Raw genomic sequence first — 20,291 nt, forward strand, 5'->3', positions numbered from 1 at the left:
TTCTAATTCAATTGGGGGAGATCAACATGGCGGACCAACAAAAAACCTGCTTCGTGGTGATGGGCTTCGGCGTCAAAACCGATTATCACACCAGCCGCGAGCTGGACCTGGATAAAAGCTATAAATACATCATCAAGACGGCGGTGGAAGACGCCGGTCTGAAATGCATCCGGGCCGATGAAATCCCGCATGCCGGCACCATCGATGTGCCGATGTTCGAGCAATTGCTGAAGGCCGATGTGGTGTTGGCGGATTTATCCACCTCCAACTGCAATGCTATTTATGAACTGGGGGTTAGGCATGCGTTAAGGCCACGTACCACCATCATCATCGCCGAGGAACAATTCGCCAATCCGTTTGACGTTAACCATATCCTGATCCGCCGCTATCGGCATGACGGCAAGGTGTTGGATATTGAAGAAGTGGACCGGTTTCGAAAGCTACTCAAACAAGCCATTATCGACATCGTCAATGCCGAGCAAAACGATAGCCCGGTGTATACCTATTTAAGTAATCTTGAACCACCGGAAGAACGCATCGTCACCACTGGCAAAGCCGGCAATATCGTTTCGGCAATCGCACCGGAAACGGCCGCCGCACCGGAACCGACTACTCCGGCGGTGTCGGTATTGCTGCAACAAGTGACCGAAGCCAAGAAAAACAGCGATTTTTTACTCGCCAAAGCGCTGCTGACCACCTTGCACACGCTATCCCCCCGTCAATCGCAATGGGTGCAGCAACTGGCGCTGGTCACCTACAAAGCCAAATACCCCGACCCTTACAACGCCCTGCTTGAAGCTAAGCAGATTCTGCAACCCCTGCAACCGGAGTCTTCGAATAATGCCGAAACCTTGGGGATTTGGGGCGCCATCCATAAACGGTTGTTCGACATCAGCCGCGATCCGGGCGATCTGGATACGGCCATCAGCGCTTACGAAAAAGGCTATCGCTTACAAAGCGATTACTACAACGGTATCAATTGGGCATTCCTGTTGAATGTGCGGGCATCCCTGACCCAGGATAGGGCGGAAGCCATTACCGATTTTATGCTGGCCCGCCGCACCCGCGCGGATGTGTTGAAAATCGCCGATGCCAAATTCGCCGAGCTGAAAACCATCAAGGATGTGGAAGACGACGATAACCGTTACTGGGTGTTAGCCACCAAGGCCGAAGCCTGGGTGGGACTGGGTAATGACGCCGAAGCCGAGGAATGCCTGCGGCAAGCCAAACCGTACTCCGAATATTGGATGTGCGAATCCACCCAACAGCAAATCGATGCGCTGAAGAAATTATTGCAAAACTCGCCTCTGGATGGACTATAACCATAACAACGCTTTACCGGGCCGAGCGATCAGCCAGGCCCCCATTCACACCTCAGCGGAGCACCTGCCATGGCCAAACAAAACTATAAAAAATTAATCACTCAAGCCCAGGAACTCATCGACCAAACCCAAGCTAGCGGCACCCCTGCCGACGCCGCCGTGGATAAATGCTTCCTGTTATCCAAGCAACTGTATCAGCAAGGCGAAGTGCGCGTTTCCCGGCAATTGTTAGTTAAAGCTCGGGAATTACTCAAGCAACAGGGCGAAGCCTGTTTGGCTAAAACACCTTTGGACGAAACAGAAACCCTGGGATTGACCAAACGTTTAAAAAATGTGGATGAACATGCGCTGGCGCGGCAATTGTTACACAAACTGCTCGCGCAAGGTTGCAGCGACGAGCTGACGATCAAAGCCACCCAGCAATTAGCTTTAAATACCTATAAAGACAGCGAACTGCCGCCAGACGAACGCCATAGCCAAGCTTTAACTATATTGGAAGGCATAGGCTTGCGCAGCCCGGATTGCAAGGACCCGGAAACCTTGGGCCAAGCCGGTGCGATTTATAAACGCAAATTCGACCGCTCCGGCCGCCTGGAAGACTTACAAGCCGCGCATTATTTTTACCAGCGCGGCTGGACGCTAAACCCGGAACAGGACATGGGTTACTGCGGCATCAATGCGGCGTTTATTCTGGACAAATTGGCGCACCGGGCCCATGTCAACGCGGCCCGCGAAAAAATTCCCGCTACCGAATGCGAATCCTTGAGCAAGCAAGCCAACGACTTGCGCAAGCAACTATTGGCCGAATTGCCGAATTACGCCACCGTGCAGGACCAAGACATCCTCAACCAATGGTGGTTTTTGGTGAGCATGGCGGAAGCCGCTTTCGGCCTGGAGCAATGGGATGCAGCCGGCAAATGGCTGGAACAGGCCAAAACCGCCGAACACTTCGAATGGGAACGCCAGACCACCACCCGACAACTGGTGGCTATCGCCCGGATGCAAGGTTTTGTGCCGCCCGAGGACGGTCAATCCGCCAAGGATTGGGCGCCGCCCTGGCAGGTTTTGAGCCTTTTATTGGGGGCCGATGCGCCGGCCTGCTTTGAGTGTTTTCGCGGCAAGGTCGGCTTGGCGCTGTCCGGCGGCGGCTTCCGGGCTTCGCTGTATCATCTGGGGGTACTGGCGCGTTTGGCGGAGGTGGATGCGCTACGCAGCGTGGAGGTATTGTCGACGGTATCCGGCGGCAGCATCGTCGGCGCGCATTATTATTTGGCCTTGCGCAAACTGTTGATGGAAAAAACCGACGCCGAAATCAGCCGCGACGATTACATCCAGTTGGTGCGCGAGGTGATAGCGCAATTTTTTAACGGCGTCTCGGAAAACCTGCGGGTACGGGCGCTGGCCAGCCTGCCCGACAACTTTAAAATGCTGTTTCAATCCGGCTACGGCCGCAGCAATCGGATGGGGGAGCTGTACGAAACCTACTTCTACCAACAAGTTGAAGCGTATCAAGCTGCCGCCGACGGCGTGGCGAACATGCGGCCCATGCACGATTTACGCATCCATCCGCTCACCGCCGATCCGCTCGGCAATACCACCTTTACCGACCAAAGCTTCCACCCCCAACACGCCAACTGGCGGCGCCGGTCTAAAGTGCCGACCTTGTTATTAAACACCACCTCGCTGAATTCCGGGCATAACTGGCACTTTACCGCCAGCTTTATGGGCGAGCCGCCGGGGCTGACAGGACAGGACATCGATATGAACCAGCGCTATCGACGCTTGTATTACTGGCAGGCGCCTACCGAAAAACTCAAACACTACCCGCTGGGTTACGCGGTGGCCGCTTCCGCCGGAGTGCCGGCCCTGTTCGATCCCTTGGAACTGAACGATTTGTACCCGGATCGCACCATTCGCCTGGTGGATGGCGGCGTGCACGACAATCAGGGCGTGGCGGGTTTACTGGATGAATGCTGTGATTTGATTTTATGCAGCGATGCCTCCGGACAAATGGACGATCAAGCCTCACCTAAAAAAAGCGCCTTAAGCGTGTTTTTTCGTTCCGATAGCATTTTGCAGGACCGGGTGCGGGAGGCCCAATATCAAGACCTGGAAGCCAAAGCTAAAAATAATGCCTTGCAGGGTTTGTTTTTCATCCATTTAAAACTGGATTTGCATGCCGACCCGCTGGATTGGATACAGTGCGATAACCCTACTCCGGAGCCGCAACGACCACATTGCACGGATTACGGCATAGACCGCAGCCAGCAACGCCGCCTGGCCCAAATCCGCACCGATCTGGATACCTTTACCGAAGTGGAAGCTTATGCGCTGATGGCCAGCGGTTATGCCATGACCAAGCATCAACTGTCCGAGCTAGACCGGCAACACCAAAGTCTGCAACTCAACGGCCATTGGGCCGATTTTGATATCCACGCACCGGAGCAAAACTGGCCTTTCAGCAGCATTGCTCCCATCCTGACGGCCGATCCGGAAGCCGGTGATCCTAAGGCAAAGGATTTGGCCAAGCAACTCAGCGCCTCCAGCCTGATGGCTGGCAAAGCCTTGGTGCTTATCCCAACCTTGAAATACGCCGGTATGGCCTGCGGATTATTGCTGTTGGCTCTATTAATCGATTGGATTAAACAAAACTGGCTGGATCACACCACGATTACTTTGGGGGTCGCCAGCATCACCACGGCCCTTATCATTACTTTGGTCGGTGTGTTACTGCCTTTCGGTAAATATCTGCAACCTTTGGACACCGCTCGCAAATGGATAGGTTTGGCCGTGCTCGGCAGTGTAGGTTGGGCGTTGGCCAATCTGCATTTGAAGTTTTTCGACCAGTGGTTTAAAAAGCGCGGCAAATTGCAGCGCTTGTTAAATTTGTAAGCACTACATGAAGTCGTTGCGGCGCTGACGCCTTCCGCGCCGCAGCTTCTAACATGGACTAATCAATGGGGGCTGCATGAATAACTTCGACGGTCAAATCCTGTTCGCCTTAATCGCGTCTTTAATTCTGGCCTGGGTCAGCAGCTGGTGGGTTGCCAAACGCTACGCCAGCCAAGTGTTGGCATGCACGCAAATGGGCAGCTCGCCTAGCGATGCATTAACCACGGATCTCCCGGAACCCGTCCAATTGCCGGCATCCGTTTCGGCCGTATCAGGCAACGTCCATCTTGTCAAACAAAACCGCGCCGCCAGACGCAACTTACGCCTTGCCCTGACCTTGAGTTGCCTGGTGTTAGCCGCCATTATTGCCGCTGTCGCCCAATCCGCTTATGTCACCGACGGCTTTAGTTGGCGGCGGCTAGTAACACTGACTCTGGTATTCGCCTGGCCGCTGGTAGCCACTATTGGCCTACTGGAACGCTGGCCGCGCGGCAAGATATTTTTCATTTCGCTGCAATACGTCGCGCTATCCAGTGTGATCGTGATGCTCAATTCCGACGAGAACCAGCATTTTTTACCGGTATTGCTGTGGCTTTTTTCCCAGCAACTGCCTTTGCTGCTGATCGTGTTTTTCATGACCGGGCCTAGATTGCGCAGCACAGGCCCTTATCTGATTTTGGTTTTTTTTAGTTTGACGGTTTCGTCCTTGCTGGGCTTGAGCGCCCTGGAACATAGCCTTGGGGATAATGCCGATAGCTGGATAATCGATTTAGCCCGGCTGACGAACGCGTACGTGGTGTTTGGCCTGTTCAGTATTGCGCCCTGGCTGCTGGCCTTTTTTCCAGTACGCTTTTTTGCCCGCCGCCTGGCCAATGCTTACCAAGGCAAAGCCTTTTCCGAACCGCTTTATCTGGCTGCCGGCTTATGGATCATCACGCTGCTGATCCAAGCCCTGACCTTAAGCCATTCCATCGATTGGCGGGCTTATCACTTATTATGGGCCTGCCTGCTGTTTCCCATCTTTATACTATTGATGCGACCGGCGTTAAGACCCCGCCATCAACCACCCACCCTGTTGCTGTTACGGGTGTTTCGCGGCGACAACAGCATCGAGGCTCTATTCGACCAGGTTATCGAACACTGGCGCTACTCCGGCAATACCTTGCTGATTGCCGGCAAGGATTTGGCTCTGCGCAATCTGGAACCGGATGAATTATTCGGTTTTTTAAGTGGTCGTCTGCAGGAGCGCTTTATTACGGATAGCGATCGTTTACAGCAGGTTTTAAACGCGCTGGACTTGAGCAGCGATCCGGACGGCCGCTATCGGGTCAACGAGTTTTTTTGCTTCGACAGTAGCTGGAAAATGGTGCTGGAAACCCTGATCAATCAAGCCGATCGGGTCTTGATGGATTTGCGCGGCTATACCACCGACCGGCAGGGTTGTAGCCACGAATTGTCCGTGCTGGCCGATAAGCCGCATCTGAAAAAGCTGATCATCCTGTTCGATAAACTGACCGACAAGACTAGTGCGGAATGGCTGCTGGCGGACAGCCGCTTGAAAATCAGCTGGATTGATGGCGAAAAACGCCCGGCACACACAGCGGACGATTTATTAAAAGCGTTGCTCAGCGACGCCTGAAGCCATGCACAGGCCGGCACGGTCGCAGTAGGCAACTCTGAATCAGCAGATTTTATTCAAGGTTAGGCAGACTCGCCATGAATGGAATCAATAGCTTATGCTTGGCTTCTAACCCGTCGCGGGACTTAAGCGGAGTTTCCTTAACCAATAGCCAAACTATCGGTACAATAAGCGCACTTTATTCGATCATTTGCTTATAGCCTTTTTTCCTTTCGCTGCCTTTGTCCACTAACAGTTATTTATTTGCCCGACTGCCGCTTTGGAAAACCCACATACGCGGCACGGACTCGCAACCGCCCGCGCCGCTGCGTCCCTGGCTGAATGAAACCGGTTCCTTGACCAAGCGCCTGCGTAGCGTATACGGTCCTCATCTGGCCGTAAAGTTGCTGTTTCACTATTGGAAACCGGCCTTTGCCGAGGAATGTCAGACATTACGGGTCCCGCACCACCGTTATCATTTGATTCGGGAAGTGCTGTTACATGTGGACGATAAACCCTTGGTGCTGGCCCGCACCGTGCTGCCGGAACACACCATACGCATCGCGCATCGTAATTTGTCGCACCTGGGTACCCGGCCCTTGGGAGAAGTGATTTTTGCCTATCCGGACTTGGAATTGCGGCAACGTTATTTCAGTGCGGCACAGACCAATTGCTGGTCGCCGGCGGTGCGAAGCGGCTATAGCGTGGAGCAGGCCGTTTGGGGACGGCGCACGCTGTACGCGATTCACCACCAACCTTTACTGGTCAGCGAATTCTTCCTGCCGGCCATACTGGCTCGATAACCAATGCGATGGCGCTGGACAAAGCGCCGGTCGGAAATACGCTAACCCGGACAAGGTGGATTGAAATGAAAGCGATGGTATTGGAACGGCTTTGCGAGCTTGAAGACAATCAGCACCCTTTAACGCTAACGGAATTACCGAAACCGGTTCCCGCCGAACAGGAAGTTCTGTTAAAAGTCTCCGCCTGCGGGGTTTGCCATACCGAACTGGACGAAATCGAAGGCCGGACCCCGCCCCCGCACTTGCCTGTCATCCTGGGTCACCAGGTGGTCGGCAGAGTCGAAGCCGTCGGCAGCCGGACCCAGACTGTCCAGGTAGGGGACAGGGTTGGCGTGGCCTGGATTTTTTCGGCGTGCGGTGTTTGCAAATATTGTCTGGCCGGCCTAGAAAATCTCTGCGCGGATTTTGCCGCAACCGGGCGAGACGCCAATGGCGGTTACGCAGAATACATGACCGTTGCGGAAAACTTCGCGCATCCCCTGCCCGACAATTTTACGGATGAACAGGCCGCGCCCTTGCTTTGCGCCGGTGCCATCGGTTACCGTTCGCTACGTCTGACGGGATTGAAAAACGGCCAGCGGCTGGGTTTGACCGGCTTTGGTGCCTCGGCGCATCTGGTCTTGAAAATGGCCCGATACTGTTTTCCGGACAGTGAAATATATGTGTTTGCCCGCAGCCCGGCAGAAAGGGCTTTTGCTTTGGAACTGGGCGCGGTATGGACGGGGCATACCAAACAAGCCGCACCGCATAAGCTAACCGGCATCATCGATACCACGCCGGCCTGGGAACCGGTCGTGGAAGCCCTGGCCAATCTGGAAGCCGGCGGCCGGCTGGTAATCAACGCCATACGCAAGGAACTTGATCGTAACAGCCTGTTAAAGCTGGATTATCCGCAACATCTGTGGCTGGAAAAAGAAATCAAAAGCGTCGCCAACATCACCCGGGCGGATGTCAGGGAGTTTTTGGCCTTGGCGGCTGAAATGCAGCTGCAACCAACGGTGCAGATCTTTACGCTGGAACAGGCAAACCAAGCTTTGCTGGAACTAAAAATGGCCAAAATACGCGGCGCCAAAGTGCTAAAAATTTCCTGAGGTTGCCCGGAGTCCGTCCTCGATACCCGCCAGATTTAGGTTAATAAGCGCTAATGCCGGCCTTTTCTTTCAGTAACCTCAGGCAACCGGCGGCATCCATGGGCCGGCTATAGTAGTAGCCTTGCGCTTCGTCGCAGCCTAATTCCTTCAGAAAAGCAGACTGTTCGGCGGTTTCTATACCTTCCGCCAACACCGTTAGATGCAGGTTGTGGCCCAGGGCAATAATGGCTCGCGTGATGGCCATATCGTTGCTGTCGTGCGGGATATCCATCACGAAAGAACGGTCGATTTTCAGTTTATCCACCGGCAGGCGCTTCAGATAGCCCAACGACGATTGGCCGGTGCCGAAATCATCAATGGCCAGAGCCACGCCTAGTGCACGCAAATCTTCCATAATGCGGATGTTTCGCTGCGCCTGCTGCATGATGTAGGTTTCGGTAATTTCCAGTTCCAGATGTTTCGGCGCCAAACCGGTATCCGCCAATACCTGTCTGACGGTAGTCAGCATGTCGCTGCGCTCAATCTGCACCCCGGAAAGATTGACCGCCACACGCTGAAAGTCAAAGCCCGCGTCCAACCATGCCTTGGCTTGACGACAGGCGCTGCGCAACACCCATTCGCCGATGGCAACAATCAAGCCGCAATCTTCGGCGATTGAGATGAATTTGTCCGGCGGAATGATGCCATGCTCACGATGATGCCACCGTAACAATGCTTCGGCTCCGATCAGCTTGTCATCGGCCAGGGAGAATTGCGGCTGATAATAGACCAATAATTCCTCGCGTTTCAGCGCATCCCGCAGCTCGCTCTCCAGAAACAAGCGCTCCTTGGCTCGTTCAGTCAGACGAACATCGTAAAACTGAAAGTTGCCGCGCCCCTGCCCCTTGGCCTGATACAAGGCCAGATCGGCATGCTTGATCAGTGCGGTGGCGTCCTCTCCATCTTCGGGATAACAACTGATACCGATGGAAGTGCCGATTTCAAGTTTATGATCCTGTGTCATGAACGGCTGATCGAGGCCCGCCAAAATTTTGCGAGCCACATTTTCGACCACGGCATGGCTTCCGGTATCCTCCAAGAGCACGATGAACTCGTCGCCGCCCAGGCGGGCCACGGTGTCTCCATGACGCAGAGTATTCTTCAAGCGTTGCGCGACTGCGCGCAAAAGTTCATCTCCGACCGGATGTCCCAAACTATCATTAACGTGCTTAAAACGGTCCAGGTCGAGAAACAGCACGGCCAGTGATTGATGATTGCGGCGCACCTTTTCCAATGCCAGTTCACAACGATCGATGAAAAGTTGCCGATTGGGTAAATCCGTCAACGAATCGTAATAGGCTAAGTGATGAATATGTTCCTCGGTACGTTTTTGTTCGCTAAGATCGTAAAAGACCCCAATATAGCGTATGACTTGACCGTCGCAGTCATGCACCGCAGAGATGCTTTGCCAGAGCGGCACCAGCTCGCCATTTTTGCGGCAGTCCCAAATCTCGCCCTGCCACTTGCCGGCCAGCTTTAGCGTGGCCCATAACTTCCGATAGAAATCCTGGTCATGATATCCCGACTTGAATAGACCCGGTTTCTGGCCAAGGACTTCTTCGGAACAATAGCCCATGATTTCGGTAAAGGCGCGGTTAACCTTGATAATTCGGGCATTGGCATCGGTAATCAGAATACCGTTCAAACTGCTTTCAAAGACGCTGGCCGCCAACACCAGTTGTTCGTCGATCAGGCGCTCGGCGGTAATATCCTGAACAGTACCGACCAAACGCCGAGGCCGACCGTCTGTATCGTAATGCGTAATGACGCATTTACGCACCCATTTCACTCGGCCATCCGCAAATAACAGACGATGATCAAGCGTAATGGGCTTATCGTCAGCTTGCGCAGCCAAATACGCTTTATTGATTGCGGGCCGATCGTCCGGATGAACCGGGTCTATCAAGACGGGGAACGCTGTCGGGCAAGCCGTCGGGTCGATTTCGAAGATCCGGTAAACCTCTTCGGACCAGATCAGTTCATCGGTGGCGAGATCCTGCTCCCAATGCCCTAGATGGGCGATATGCTGCGCTTCCTTGAGTAGACTTTCACTATGGCGTAAGCGCTCCTGCTGTTGTTTGAGCGAACTGATATCCGTTGCGCACACCACCGCGCCTTCTTCCTTGCCTTGCTGGTTGTATTGTATGCTCGCTTCCAGCCAATAATGCCGATATTGGCCGTCGCGACCGAGCAGTCTATGCTCCGCTGTATAGTTGCCTACCCGGTGCACAGTCTCGAATAACGGCGAATGGACCGGTTAGGGTAATTTGCCGAGATTGTCGGCAAGTGCTTGTTGTTCATCGGGATGCAGCCATTCGTCCAAAGCGTGTTCATCCAGCGTACCGCCAGTAACGCTTAACAATTCGGTGCAGCGCTGATTGATCTGCCGCAAGCGTCCGTCCGGCCCCAGCAGTATCATTAACGCACCGGTAGTGTCCATGACCCGCTGAATGAAATCACTCTGATTGGCCTGACGCAGACCGGCCTCGCGTAACGCATTGCTTTGAAATTCCAAGGTACGCAACAGCTCGTCGGTCTGCTCCGCATTCAGCGACATTTGCTGTTCGAGCGCGGCATTGGCAAGCCTTAACGCCGCTATCTCGGTACGCAGGCTCTCCAATTCGCTTTGCCGGCGGGCATCATTCATGCCGCATCGTCTAGAAAATAAGGCCTTAACAGCACCACAACCTCGTCGACGGCTTTAAGCACTGCCGCCGATAACCCCGGCCGGAACGCCGTGACTGTTGCTGTCTCCACGGCAATGATATGTATCCGCGGCATGGTCTCGGGCAGGGCGGCCAAGGCTTGCAATATATAACCCACGCCTACGCCATGCCCTGCCAGCGAAGCTTCGGCCATGACTGTTTCCGGCAAAGGCCGACTGAGTCGGCCCGCTTCGCCGCCGGAACGACAGGCATCGATAATCAAAACGTCATCGCAACCTTGAAATAATGTCAAAGCCGCCAGACCCGGCGTACCGACATCGAAAAGACGCAGATCGTCGGGCAACGCTAGTCCGGCCAGCCGCTGGTAAACGGCGTATCCGAAACCGTCGTCTCCGTGCAGCGGATTCCCAAAACAAAGAATATGGCGCATGGCGGGACAAGAGATTACGGCGCGAAGCGCACGCGTTTGCCGGTATCCAACATGTGCACCGTACAGACCAGACAGGGATCGTGAGAACGGATGATATGACCGATTTCCACCGGATTATCGGGGTCTTGCACGCTCAAGCCAACCAGACTCTGCTCCCAGTGCCCGGGTATCCCGGCGCTATCGCGCGGCGATGCGCTCCATGCGGTGGGGGTGACGATCTGATATTTATCCACTTGCCCATTCTTGATACGTAGCCAATGCCCCAATATACCGCGAGCGGCCATCACCAAGCCGTAGCCTTCGCCGTCCAGCTCCCGGGACTTGGGCATATCCAGAAAATGCGGTTCGTGCATGTTTAAGGCCAATTCGTCCAGCATGCGCCGCGCATGCAGCAACTCCAGGGCAACCCGCCGCACCCGGGCGAACTGGCGTAGCCAGGCATTGCCGCCTTCGGCGGCGTGCAGCGAAGTAATCAACGCGTCGCCGGCTATCAACAATTCGGCCAGCGGCCCGGTTTGCACCACCTTATCGCCGTAACGCGGCGCCTTGGCCCAGGTATAGCGGTCACTGTTGGGCTGGAAATCGGGGACGGTTTCGCCCTGCCAAGGGTGGCGTCCGCCTTGGTAGGGACGAAACCAGGAATGGCGCACGTGTTCGTTGATCAGCTGCTGATCGACAGCCTCGATCTGACCGGTATCGCCGTTATAAAAACCGCCCGGCAACAGGCGGACTTCGGCATTGAAGGCCCAATGTTCGGGATCGCACCAGGAACCGCTACTGAGCATATGCGGCGTGCCGGCGGCCAGACGGTGCAGCCCAAGCGAGCGGGCGCAGCGGCTCAGCAGACCCAACCCGCTATCGGCATGAGCCGACGCTTCCAACCAGCCGAAGTAAGCATCGGCGCTGTCGAGAGCCAGCCAATCGTCCAGCGAGGCGCCGACGATACGTTGCTCATACCAGCGCTGCACCTCATCCAGCACTGCGCGGCAAGCCAATATCCGCCGCATATCGGCCGATAGGGTGACGCCGCCGGGCAGCATGTAAGACGAATGCGGCCATTGCCCGCCGAAATGAGCCACGATTTCGACTACTCGCCGGGTGGTCGCCAATGTCTCCAGATAAATCGCCCCCCGGAATGGTTCGAATGCCGCCAGCGCCTCGGTGAACCAGGGTTGCCGGTTGTAACGCGGGTTACAAAAATCCGGCGCGAAGAACAAAAAGGTTTGGCGAAAATCGTTTTGCAGGCCTTCGGCTATCAAACATAAGTTACGGATGCGTGTAGCATTGGCCGGCACCGGCACTTGCCAGGCCTGTTCCAGCGCCAGCACCGCCGAATACAGATGCGCCGTACCGCAAATGCCGCAGACGCGCGGGGTAATCACTAAAGCATCTCGCGGGGTTCTGCCTACCATGATCTGTTCGAAACCGCGATAAAGCGTGCCTATGGTGCGGGCTTCGGTGACCACCCCGTCTTCCAGGGTAAGACCGATTTCCAGATCGCCTTCCACCCGGTTGAGGTTGATATTAACGTCAATTCTGGCCATTTCAGCTATCCATTTCCTTATCCTTGACCCGCGCCGGCGCGGCGTGGTGGGCCAAATTTTTGTAGGCCATATAACGGGCGCGCTCCACGCCCAAGGGCAGGCGCAGCGGAATGTCACCGATTTTTTCGGTGCTGAATAAATCGATATCGCGGGGGAATGCCGGGGAGGTACAGCCGAAACAGGGCACACCGGCGCGGGTTTTACTGCTGGTGCCGTTCCAAAGGTCGCTATTGCACACCGCCTGAGTCATCGGACCCTGACAACCCAGATTGAAAAAAAGGCAGGCAGGCCCTCCCGGCGCCATCTCTTCGATATCGTATTCATGATATTCGTTGCGGGTACAACCCTGATGCACCATGGTGTTGAAGAAGGCCTTGGGACGATTCAATCCGTCCAGCTGCAACGGTAGACCGGTCGTCAGCCACGCCAGCGTCTGGGTCATGGCGTGCGGATGAGCCGGACAACCGGAGACGTTAATCACCGGCAGGCCTCTGCGCGAACGCCACTCGGGAGGAAACAATCCGCCCGGCTGCTCCCGGTTGTATTGTAGGCCGATGCAGTCGCTGGGATTAGGCGTCGCCGCGTGGACGCCGCCGAACGCCGCACAGGTACCCATCGCCACCACCACGTCGGCATGTTGCGCCAATTCCCTGGCTATATCCATTCTTGCCCGGCCCTGGTAGCTGTCATAAAGTCCTGTACCGCGCGGCGCGGTAACGATACTGCCTTCCACGCAGAGGATATCCAAGGTTTGGTTGCCGCTGACAATGCGCTCGAAAATAGCGTCGTGTTCCCGCATGCTGGCGTGGGATAGCGAGGGATGCCAGAGCAACTCGATGTCATGTGTGGATAAAAGTTGTTCCAGGCTGGGTGAGTCGGCGCTGAGGATGGCCAACGATTCGCCGCCACACGCTCCGGTTTGTAACCAGAATAACGTATTCACATTCACTCTCCCAGTTTAAGATTTAACTAGCGATTGTATTGAATTTGAAAGCCGGCCTGCAATGCACTTATGTTCAATCGGTGGTATTGCCCCAAAAAACCGCACGAATTGCTTGCGGTAGGCAGCCCGATTCCGAATTTGGGAAAAATCGGGGATATTAATCAAACACCTTGAAAATCAGCCCGAAGACAATCTCCAGCAACCCCTCCTCGCCACCCAAGGATTCGTATTGCCCACCGTAGGTACTGCTCGACTTGCCGAATACTTCAACCCGAGATTGGTTGGGTTGGCGTTTTCTCTGCCGCAGTTCGGCCTGTTTTTTTTCGTGCAGGATTTGCCCGCCGGCCTTTTTCCACTCCAACAGATGGCTGATTTCGCCACCGTCCAGCCATATGCCGTGGGCGCGGCATTGATCGATGACCACCCCGCTTTTATGCCCGAATACCACCCGGTTCATCATATTCAAACATACCGGACATTCCAGATATTTGACCGGTTTATTCTTCTGATAGCGGTCTTTATTAATGTTGCCGAGCAATTCCTGATTGACCGAAAACACCGGCGACACGCTATTTTCCAACAGTGTTTCCACTTCTCCAGGATCGAAAAACAAGCCGAAACAGCTGCTGCAGCGTTCTATGTGTAGCGGCGGTTGCAGTTCCAGAGCAACGGTTTGCAAATGGACGTTGCATTCCGGACAGATCCGTTCCGACTGCCGGCTCACCACCCGGTAATCATGCTTACCGAGTAAATCGACATCGTTACGCACCCCGCAATAACTACAATACTGGGTATTAGGCAGCAGCGGAGCCGAGCAATTGTTGCAACGCGCCATGCCTAAAACCTGTCCAGCAATTCTTGTTTTTTAGCGCTGTACTCGGCTTCGGAAATCAATTCCGCTTCAAACAATTTTTTCAGTTGCAGCAGTTTGCCGGTGATGTCATCCGCCGCCGCAGTCGCGGCCGGCGCGTCCATAGTCAGGCCTTGCGCCATGTTTTGCCCCAACGCTACTCCGGCGCCAAGCCCCATGCCGGCCCCGGCCGCGCCGCTTTCGTTGCGGGCCGCTTCGCGCATGGCATCCAATTGTTGCACTTTGGCGTAATCCAGTCCCACCGCTTGGGCGGCTTGGGCTTCGGCGGTCAAATCCGCGATGCGGTTGATGCGGCGCAAGGTGTCTTCGTCAAAATCCGTGCCTTCGATACGAAAGTCGCTGACATTAAAACCCAGCTTGCGGAACACGATGGCCAGCTTGATCGAAATACCGCGGGCAATTTCTTCCCGGTTGGCGTCTATATCGGCATAGCTGTAACCGCATTCGGCCAGATAATCGCTAATCGGCTGAATCACCCGGGCCGAAATAATCTTGCGAAACTCGTCTATGCCGACCTGATTATGGCTGCCGACGATATTCACGAAAAAAGCCTGGGCGTCTTCGATTTGATAACTGTAATTGCCGTAGGCTTTCAGGCCGATGGGGAATTGATATTTCGGGTCCTGATACTTGATCAGCGAAGTCGTACCCCATTTTTGATCGAGTATCTTGGTCTTGTGGTAAAAATAAATCCCCACCTTATGTTCGCTGACGAAAAACTGCATGAACTTTTTAATGGTGGTCCAGAACGGCACGTTGTCTGTCCGCAAATCGACCATACATTGCTGCTCTATGACCGCCTTGACCTGACCTTCGTAGACAAAAATACAACCCTGCCCGGGGCCGACAATCAGCTTCGAGGCGTTTTTGATTTCGTCGCCGTTTTCCGTCCATTGCGTGAATAACACATCCGCCTCGGGATTTTGCCATTCAATGACCGATCGCAGTTGGCGCTTAATGCCATCCATTATTGCCATGATAACCTCAACATTTTGTGGTGAACCCAAACGCAATTGCGTAACATCTAGCCATTAATTATGGCAAATATCCGGAGCTTTTGTGGCACTTAGAACTTTTAAAGACAAACACCCGCAACTGGGCGACAAAGTCTATATCGACTCGACCGCCGTGGTCATCGGCGATGTGACCATCGGCGACGACGTATCGGTCTGGCCGACGGTGGTGATTAGAGGCGATGTAGAATCCATCCGCATCGGTGCCGGCAGCAATGTGCAGGACGGCTCGGTGCTGCATGTCTCGCACGCCGGCGATTATTCGCCCAGCGGCCATCGTCTGCTGATAGGCAAAGGCGTTACCATCGGCCACCGGGCCGTGGTGCACGGCTGCACGGTCGGCAATTATTGTTTAATCGGCATCGGCGCCATCATCATGGACGGTGCGGTACTGGAAGATTACGTGATGCTGGCGGCCGGAGCCCTGGTGTCACCCGGCAAAACCCTGGAGAGCGGCTATTTGTATGTCGGCGCACCGGCCAAACCGGTGCGAGCCTTGAACGACTCGGAAAAAGCTTTTTTGGAATATTCGTATCAGCATTATGTGCGGCTAAAGGACAGGTATTTGGCCGACGAATAACCGTCCAGGCGATAAGCAGGCGGCACCGAAATATCAAAGACCCAAATCGTCCACTGGGCTGGTAACCCCCTGCCCGCCCTGCTGCGGGACATGGGTGGTTTCCACATCCTGGACTCTTAGGCGTACCGCTTCGGTAATCCGCAAACCGCTACCGTACAACAGCTTAACCAACAGCTGCGGCACCCCTTTCATACACGATAATACCTGCCTAACTTCGTCGACAGTGAGCACTACCGAAATATGCCGGCTGTTATGGGCACGTATAGCTTCTATGCGCTTTTCAAAATTTCAAGCTAACAGAAACCGGAACAGATCGGTATTTAGAGTTTGCTCAGTAAATCAGCCATAAACATGTCCAAGTCGGCGGGCTAAGCGGGGCTGAGCGCGCGGTGTTAAAACCCATTGTTCCCAGACATGTGCAATTGCCTGCATCAAACCAGCAAGATGGCATTTACTGAGGACAAAAAAGATCCTTTCCAGGATCAACAGATTCATGACCAGGAAAATGGCATTGATCCAGGCGAATGAGGTGTTGGCACGCGTGGCCCGGATGTAGTTGAGCCGGTAACCCTTTTTGCCTTGGCCGAATTTGCCCTCGATGGGAATGCGTTGCAAATAGTCCTGTCTGCGTTGCGCCTTGGCTTGCTTGATCTGTTCGCGATTGGCGCCAACAGTCATCAACAGCGCCACGATGGAAATGTTTGGCCAAACCTCTCACATGATCTTGGTCAGGAAGTGTTTGCAAGAAGACACGATGTAGGGGCGGCCTTTCGAGTCATCTTTAAGGCGACATCGAAGTAATCCTCATAGGCTTCGTCGTCAGCGCTATCGCGGATGTTTGTGTCGATCAAAATCTTGGTTTGACTGGCGTCGTCAAGCTCGATCAGCGTTATATCGCCGTTACCAACCGGAAAAAATGTAATTGACGCTTTTTATCGAATCAGTAATTTCCTGGTCGTCAAGTATATTTTTGCATCAACTTGTGTCAGGCGCGTCAGCGGGTTTATCAAACCGTTAACAGTCAGATGGTGCAGGCCTATTGGCATATCGGTCGATTGATCGTCGAAGACGAACAGCAAGGGCAACAGCGCGCGGCGTACGGTAAACAGCAGTTGCAACAACTGTCAGAACACTTGACGCGGGAGTTTGGCAAAGGCTTTGACGCACGTAACCTGCGAAATATGCGCGCGTTTTATCTAACTTTTCCAAATTGGAACGCAGTGCGTACCGAATTAAGCTGGACTCATTACCGCGTACTGTTACGGCTGGAAAACACGCATGCCCGAGACTGGTACATGCAGGAAACCTTAGAACAAAACTGGAGCGCGCGGGCTTTGGAGAGGCAAATCGGCGTGTTGTATTACGAGCGCCTGCTGGCCAGCCAGGATCGTGCCGCCGTCGAGCAGGAAGCCCAGGCAAAAACCACCGAATTGCGTGTCAGACCGGAAGACTATCTGCGCGATCCCTACGTGCTGGATTTTCTGAATCTGCCGTCGCAAACCTTTCTGGAAAGCGAGCTGGAACAAGGCCTGATCGATAACTTGCAGCAATTCCTGCTGGAGCTGGGCAAGGGCTTTGCTTTTGTCGCCCGGCAACAGCGCATCAGCACCGACGACCAGGATTTTTACATCGATCTGGTGTTTTACAACTTCAAGCTCAAATGTTTTTTGCTGATCGACTTGAAATTGGGCAAGCTGACCCATCAGGACGTTGGGCAAATGGACAGCTACGTGCGGATTTACGACCGGCATAAAAAAGGCGATGACGATAACCCGACCATAGGCCTGATCTTGTGCAGCCAAAAAAGCGAAACCATCGCCAAATATTCGGTACTGGCCGACAACCAACAGCTGTTCGCCGCCAAATATCTGCCGTATTTGCCGACTGAGGACGAGCTGAGACTCGAACTGGAACGCGAACGGCAATGGGTGCAGCAACGGTTGTTAAAAAAAGGGGATGACTATGACGCTTGAATCGAAGGAGGCTGGTTATGGTGCCTAAGGGATGGAATAAAATTGCTCTCAAAGATATTTTGGATGGGGGGTATTAAAAATGGATATTCTCCTAATCCATCAGAAAAATTAACCGGTTATTGGGTGCTGGGGCTTGGTGCGCTCGGTGATGATGGCTTAAATATAGACGGAATAAAACCAGTGGAACCATCTCCAAAGACTCTTGATAGCTCTATTAAATGGGGGGACTTTCTCGTTAGTCGCTCCAATACACCTGACAAGGTAGGGCGCTCAATTCGCTTTAAAGGGGAAATTGCCAATTGCTCCTATCCTGATTTGATGATGCGGTTCAGGATAAATGAACGAATTGCTGATGCTGATTTCATTGAAGCATTTCTAAAGTCGTCGTTAGTTCGCGGCTACTATAAAAGCTGCGCTGCGGGCAGTAGCAGCACAATGGTAAAAATTAATAAATCTATCGTTGAAAATACACCGCTTGTTTTACCTCCAATCACAGAGCAACAAAAAATCGCTGAAACACTGGCTACTTGGGATCAGGCCATTGCGACTGCCGAAAAGTTGTTGGTTAATAGTCAACAGCAGAAAAATGCGTTGATACAGCAATTACTCTCTGGAAAGAAACGTATTCCAGGCTTTAATGATCCCTGGGCCAAATATAAATTCATAGATATTATTTATGAAATTAAAAAGGATGTGGTTAATAATCCAAAGGATTATGAATTGCTGTCAGTTAAACTGCACTGCAAGGGAGTTGTTAAAACTGGAAAATATCCAGCAGTAACTGAAAGTAGTCGACCTTATTTTATTAGACATGAAGGGGAGTTAATAATCGGAAGACAGAATCTACATAATGGTGGTATTGGGATTGTTCCGAAAGTGGTTGGTGGATGTATTGCTTCAAATGCAATATCTAGTTTTGATGTGCATGAAAATGTGTCGAAAAGTTTTATGCTACATATCATGTCCAGACCTCTTTTTTTTACACAAATAGATAATCTAATCGGTGGAACAGGTCAGAAAGAAATAAGTGTAAATGAGTTGTTAAAACTCAAGATCAAAATTCCCTCATTCGAAGAACAACAACGAATTGCCCGAATATTGACGACTTCCGACCGCGAAATCGAAACCCTGCAACAAAAACTCGCCTGCCTGAAACAAGAGAAAAAAGCCCTGATGCAACAATTACTCACTGGCAAACGCCGTGTGAAGGTGGACGAATCATGAATCGTGTTTGCGGTGTGTTAGATCCCCTCACCCCAACCCTCTCCCGGAGGGAGAGGGAGCTGACAGCACTGGTTGTTAATGAAGAGATAGCGCTTATGACAGGGCTGCCAATAGTCAAACAGCTATCTATTTCGAAGCTTGGGCTTAATGCCCTCTCCCTTCGGGAGAGGGCTAGGGTGAGGGGTAATAAAAAATCCCTGATGCAACAACTACTCACCGGTAAACGCCGCGTGAAGGTCGATGAATCATGAATACTGCTGTCCGATTCGCCGAAATCAACCGTCTCAAATCTCGCCTGGACAGCCTGCGGCCGTTGCCGGAACACACCGTCCGTACCCTGCACGAACAGCAAGTGCTGGAATGGACTTACCATTCCAATGCCATCGAGGGCAATACCTTAACCTTGAAGGAAACCAAGGTGGTGCTGGAAGGCATTACCATCGGCGGCAAGCCGTTGCGCGAGCATTTCGAGGTGATCAATCACAAGCAAGCCATCGATTATGTCGAAGCCATCGTGCAAAACCAGGAGGCCTTGAGCGAGTGGCAAATCAAATCCATTCATCATCTGGTGCTGAAAAACATCGACGACCGCAATGCCGGCCAATACCGGCAAGAAAACGTGGTGATGGCCGGTACCGAGCATCTGCCGCCGGATTATTTCAAGGTGCCGGAGGCGATGGCGGGATTGATGGACTGGTATCGGCAAGCGACTGGCTTGGATTCCCCACATCCTAATATTGCTGACTCAAGCAGAATAAAGCCCTCTCCGGAGGGAGAGGGTTGGGTGAGGGGAAATTTAAACAAGGAAGAAAGTTTTATTAGTTCCCCTCATCCTAACCTTCTCCCTGAGGGAGAAGGAGCTGTCTATTTTGAGTCAGAGGCCGCAATTGCGATGCACCCGGTGGAATGCGCCGCCCGACTTCACGTCGATTTCGTCGGTATCCATCCGTTTGTCGATGGCAATGGTCGTACCTCGCGCTTGTTGATGAACTTTGAACTGATGCGGCGCGGCTTTCTGCCGGTAATCATTCCGGTCGAGAATCGCCTGGCCTATTACGATGCCCTGGATACCGTGCATACCAGCGGCGATTACAGCCTGTTTATCGAACTAGTAGCCAGCCTGGAGCAAGCCACCTTGGAACGTTATCTGCGGATCGTGCCCGGCGAGTGACGGCTTCCGGCGGTAAAGATTATTCACCATCCCTGAGTGAATAATCGCGCCTACACCGTCACGGTGATTGCCTTCGGCGGCCCTGGCCGTCCGCGTCACCTCGGCTTTGAC

Annotated in this window: 18 protein-coding genes and 1 pseudogene; 10 read left to right on the forward strand and 9 right to left on the reverse strand. The window is 53.4% G+C overall.

The window, feature by feature from the left end:
- The first annotated feature begins 26 nt into the window (after positions 1–26).
- The 5 genes from M0R33_RS05515 (at position 27) to M0R33_RS05535 (ending at position 7,726) form a co-directional block, all read left to right on the forward strand.
- Positions 27–1,322 carry a TRAFs-binding domain-containing protein gene (locus tag M0R33_RS05515; RefSeq protein WP_292566214.1) on the forward strand — a complete coding sequence of 432 codons (1,296 nt, stop codon included), beginning with the start codon at positions 27–29 and terminating at the stop codon, positions 1,320–1,322.
- 69 nt (positions 1,323–1,391) lie between these two features.
- Positions 1,392–4,214, forward strand: a complete 2,823-nt coding sequence (locus M0R33_RS05520; RefSeq protein ID WP_292566217.1) for a patatin-like phospholipase family protein — start codon at positions 1,392–1,394, stop codon at positions 4,212–4,214.
- A 76-nt stretch (positions 4,215–4,290) separates the two neighbouring features.
- The gene (locus M0R33_RS05525) at positions 4,291–5,853 is read left to right on the forward strand and encodes a hypothetical protein (protein WP_292566219.1); all 1,563 of its coding nucleotides are present in this window, start codon (positions 4,291–4,293) and stop codon (positions 5,851–5,853) included.
- Between the two features lie 221 nt (positions 5,854–6,074).
- Positions 6,075–6,635, forward strand: a complete 561-nt coding sequence (locus M0R33_RS05530; protein WP_292566221.1) for a chorismate lyase — start codon at positions 6,075–6,077, stop codon at positions 6,633–6,635.
- Between the two features lie 65 nt (positions 6,636–6,700).
- Positions 6,701–7,726 carry a zinc-dependent alcohol dehydrogenase family protein gene (locus tag M0R33_RS05535; RefSeq protein WP_292566224.1) on the forward strand — a complete coding sequence of 342 codons (1,026 nt, stop codon included), beginning with the start codon at positions 6,701–6,703 and terminating at the stop codon, positions 7,724–7,726.
- Between the two features lie 40 nt (positions 7,727–7,766).
- Here the strand turns inward: M0R33_RS05535 and M0R33_RS05540 are convergent, their stop codons facing one another.
- The 7 genes from M0R33_RS05540 to M0R33_RS05570 form a co-directional block, all read right to left on the reverse strand.
- On the reverse strand, positions 7,767–9,995 hold the full coding sequence (locus M0R33_RS05540) for a GGDEF domain-containing phosphodiesterase (RefSeq protein WP_292566226.1): 2,229 nt from the start codon (positions 9,993–9,995) through the stop codon (positions 7,767–7,769).
- Positions 9,996–10,022: 27 nt separating this feature from the next.
- Positions 10,023–10,412 carry a hypothetical protein gene (locus M0R33_RS05545; RefSeq protein ID WP_292566229.1) on the reverse strand — a complete coding sequence of 130 codons (390 nt, stop codon included), beginning with the start codon at positions 10,410–10,412 and terminating at the stop codon, positions 10,023–10,025.
- Positions 10,409–10,861, reverse strand: a complete 453-nt coding sequence (locus M0R33_RS05550) for a hydrogenase maturation protease (RefSeq protein ID WP_292566232.1) — start codon at positions 10,859–10,861, stop codon at positions 10,409–10,411. The genes M0R33_RS05545 and M0R33_RS05550 overlap by 4 nt, the downstream gene beginning before the upstream one ends.
- Before the next feature lie 14 nt (positions 10,862–10,875).
- Positions 10,876–12,405 (reverse strand): nickel-dependent hydrogenase large subunit, encoded by a 1,530-nt coding sequence (locus M0R33_RS05555; RefSeq protein ID WP_292566235.1) that lies wholly within the window; start codon positions 12,403–12,405, stop codon positions 10,876–10,878.
- Between the two features lies 1 nt (position 12,406).
- On the reverse strand, positions 12,407–13,348 hold the full coding sequence (locus M0R33_RS05560) for an NADH:ubiquinone oxidoreductase (protein WP_292566237.1): 942 nt from the start codon (positions 13,346–13,348) through the stop codon (positions 12,407–12,409).
- Positions 13,349–13,505: 157 nt separating this feature from the next.
- Positions 13,506–14,183 (reverse strand): zf-TFIIB domain-containing protein, encoded by a 678-nt coding sequence (locus tag M0R33_RS05565; RefSeq protein ID WP_292566240.1) that lies wholly within the window; start codon positions 14,181–14,183, stop codon positions 13,506–13,508.
- Positions 14,184–14,185: 2 nt separating this feature from the next.
- Positions 14,186–15,196 carry an SPFH domain-containing protein gene (locus M0R33_RS05570; protein WP_292566242.1) on the reverse strand — a complete coding sequence of 337 codons (1,011 nt, stop codon included), beginning with the start codon at positions 15,194–15,196 and terminating at the stop codon, positions 14,186–14,188.
- Between the two features lie 82 nt (positions 15,197–15,278).
- Between M0R33_RS05570 and M0R33_RS05575 the strand changes: the two genes are divergently transcribed.
- Positions 15,279–15,812: a gamma carbonic anhydrase family protein gene (locus M0R33_RS05575; RefSeq protein WP_292566245.1), complete on the forward strand. Its 534-nt coding sequence runs from the start codon at positions 15,279–15,281 to the stop codon at positions 15,810–15,812.
- Positions 15,813–15,845: 33 nt separating this feature from the next.
- Here M0R33_RS05575 and M0R33_RS05580 read toward each other — a convergent pair whose 3' ends face one another.
- Positions 15,846–16,004 (reverse strand): hypothetical protein, encoded by a 159-nt coding sequence (locus tag M0R33_RS05580; protein ID WP_366043146.1) that lies wholly within the window; start codon positions 16,002–16,004, stop codon positions 15,846–15,848.
- Positions 16,005–16,283: 279 nt separating this feature from the next.
- Positions 16,284–16,475 (reverse strand): annotated as a pseudogene (locus M0R33_RS05585) (transposase); the annotation flags it as partial.
- A 317-nt stretch (positions 16,476–16,792) separates the two neighbouring features.
- Between M0R33_RS05585 and M0R33_RS05590 the strand changes: the two are divergent.
- The 4 genes from M0R33_RS05590 to M0R33_RS05605 all read left to right on the forward strand — a co-directional run bounded on the left by M0R33_RS05590 (position 16,793) and on the right by M0R33_RS05605 (position 20,180).
- Positions 16,793–17,785: a PDDEXK nuclease domain-containing protein gene (locus M0R33_RS05590; protein ID WP_292566251.1), complete on the forward strand. Its 993-nt coding sequence runs from the start codon at positions 16,793–16,795 to the stop codon at positions 17,783–17,785.
- A gap of 63 nt (positions 17,786–17,848) precedes the next feature.
- The gene (locus M0R33_RS05595) at positions 17,849–19,009 is read left to right on the forward strand and encodes a restriction endonuclease subunit S (RefSeq protein ID WP_292566253.1); all 1,161 of its coding nucleotides are present in this window, start codon (positions 17,849–17,851) and stop codon (positions 19,007–19,009) included.
- Complete coding sequence (locus tag M0R33_RS05600; RefSeq protein WP_292566255.1) at positions 19,006–19,260, forward strand: hypothetical protein; 255 nt, start codon at positions 19,006–19,008, stop codon at positions 19,258–19,260. Before M0R33_RS05595 ends, M0R33_RS05600 begins: the two co-directional genes overlap by 4 nt.
- Complete coding sequence (locus tag M0R33_RS05605) at positions 19,257–20,180, forward strand: Fic family protein (protein WP_292566258.1); 924 nt, start codon at positions 19,257–19,259, stop codon at positions 20,178–20,180. The genes M0R33_RS05600 and M0R33_RS05605 overlap by 4 nt, the downstream gene beginning before the upstream one ends.
- The last annotated feature ends 111 nt before the right edge of the window (positions 20,181–20,291 follow it).

This window comes from Methylomonas sp. (genome assembly GCF_023228165.1).
In the GTDB taxonomy this organism is placed as follows: Bacteria; Pseudomonadota; Gammaproteobacteria; order Methylococcales; family Methylomonadaceae; genus Methylomonas.

Excerpts from the sequence above, each read along its gene's own strand:
- M0R33_RS05570 (WP_292566242.1), bottom strand. The coding sequence starts at position 15,196 with ATGGCAATAATGGATGGCATTAAGCGCCAACTGCGATCGGTCATTGAA.
- M0R33_RS05605 (WP_292566258.1), top strand. The coding sequence starts at position 19,257 with ATGAATACTGCTGTCCGATTCGCCGAAATCAACCGTCTCAAATCTCGC.
- M0R33_RS05555 (WP_292566235.1), bottom strand. The coding sequence starts at position 12,405 with ATGGCCAGAATTGACGTTAATATCAACCTCAACCGGGTGGAAGGCGAT.
- M0R33_RS05545 (WP_292566229.1), bottom strand. The coding sequence starts at position 10,412 with ATGAATGATGCCCGCCGGCAAAGCGAATTGGAGAGCCTGCGTACCGAG.
- M0R33_RS05600 (WP_292566255.1), top strand. The coding sequence starts at position 19,006 with ATGAATCGTGTTTGCGGTGTGTTAGATCCCCTCACCCCAACCCTCTCC.
- M0R33_RS05550 (WP_292566232.1), bottom strand. The coding sequence starts at position 10,861 with ATGCGCCATATTCTTTGTTTTGGGAATCCGCTGCACGGAGACGACGGT.
- M0R33_RS05595 (WP_292566253.1), top strand. The coding sequence starts at position 17,849 with ATGGGGGGTATTAAAAATGGATATTCTCCTAATCCATCAGAAAAATTA.
- M0R33_RS05535 (WP_292566224.1), top strand. The coding sequence starts at position 6,701 with ATGAAAGCGATGGTATTGGAACGGCTTTGCGAGCTTGAAGACAATCAG.
- M0R33_RS05520 (WP_292566217.1), top strand. The coding sequence starts at position 1,392 with ATGGCCAAACAAAACTATAAAAAATTAATCACTCAAGCCCAGGAACTC.
- M0R33_RS05580 (WP_366043146.1), bottom strand. The coding sequence starts at position 16,004 with ATGAAAGGGGTGCCGCAGCTGTTGGTTAAGCTGTTGTACGGTAGCGGT.
- M0R33_RS05515 (WP_292566214.1), top strand. The coding sequence starts at position 27 with ATGGCGGACCAACAAAAAACCTGCTTCGTGGTGATGGGCTTCGGCGTC.
- M0R33_RS05525 (WP_292566219.1), top strand. The coding sequence starts at position 4,291 with ATGAATAACTTCGACGGTCAAATCCTGTTCGCCTTAATCGCGTCTTTA.
- M0R33_RS05565 (WP_292566240.1), bottom strand. The coding sequence starts at position 14,183 with ATGGCGCGTTGCAACAATTGCTCGGCTCCGCTGCTGCCTAATACCCAG.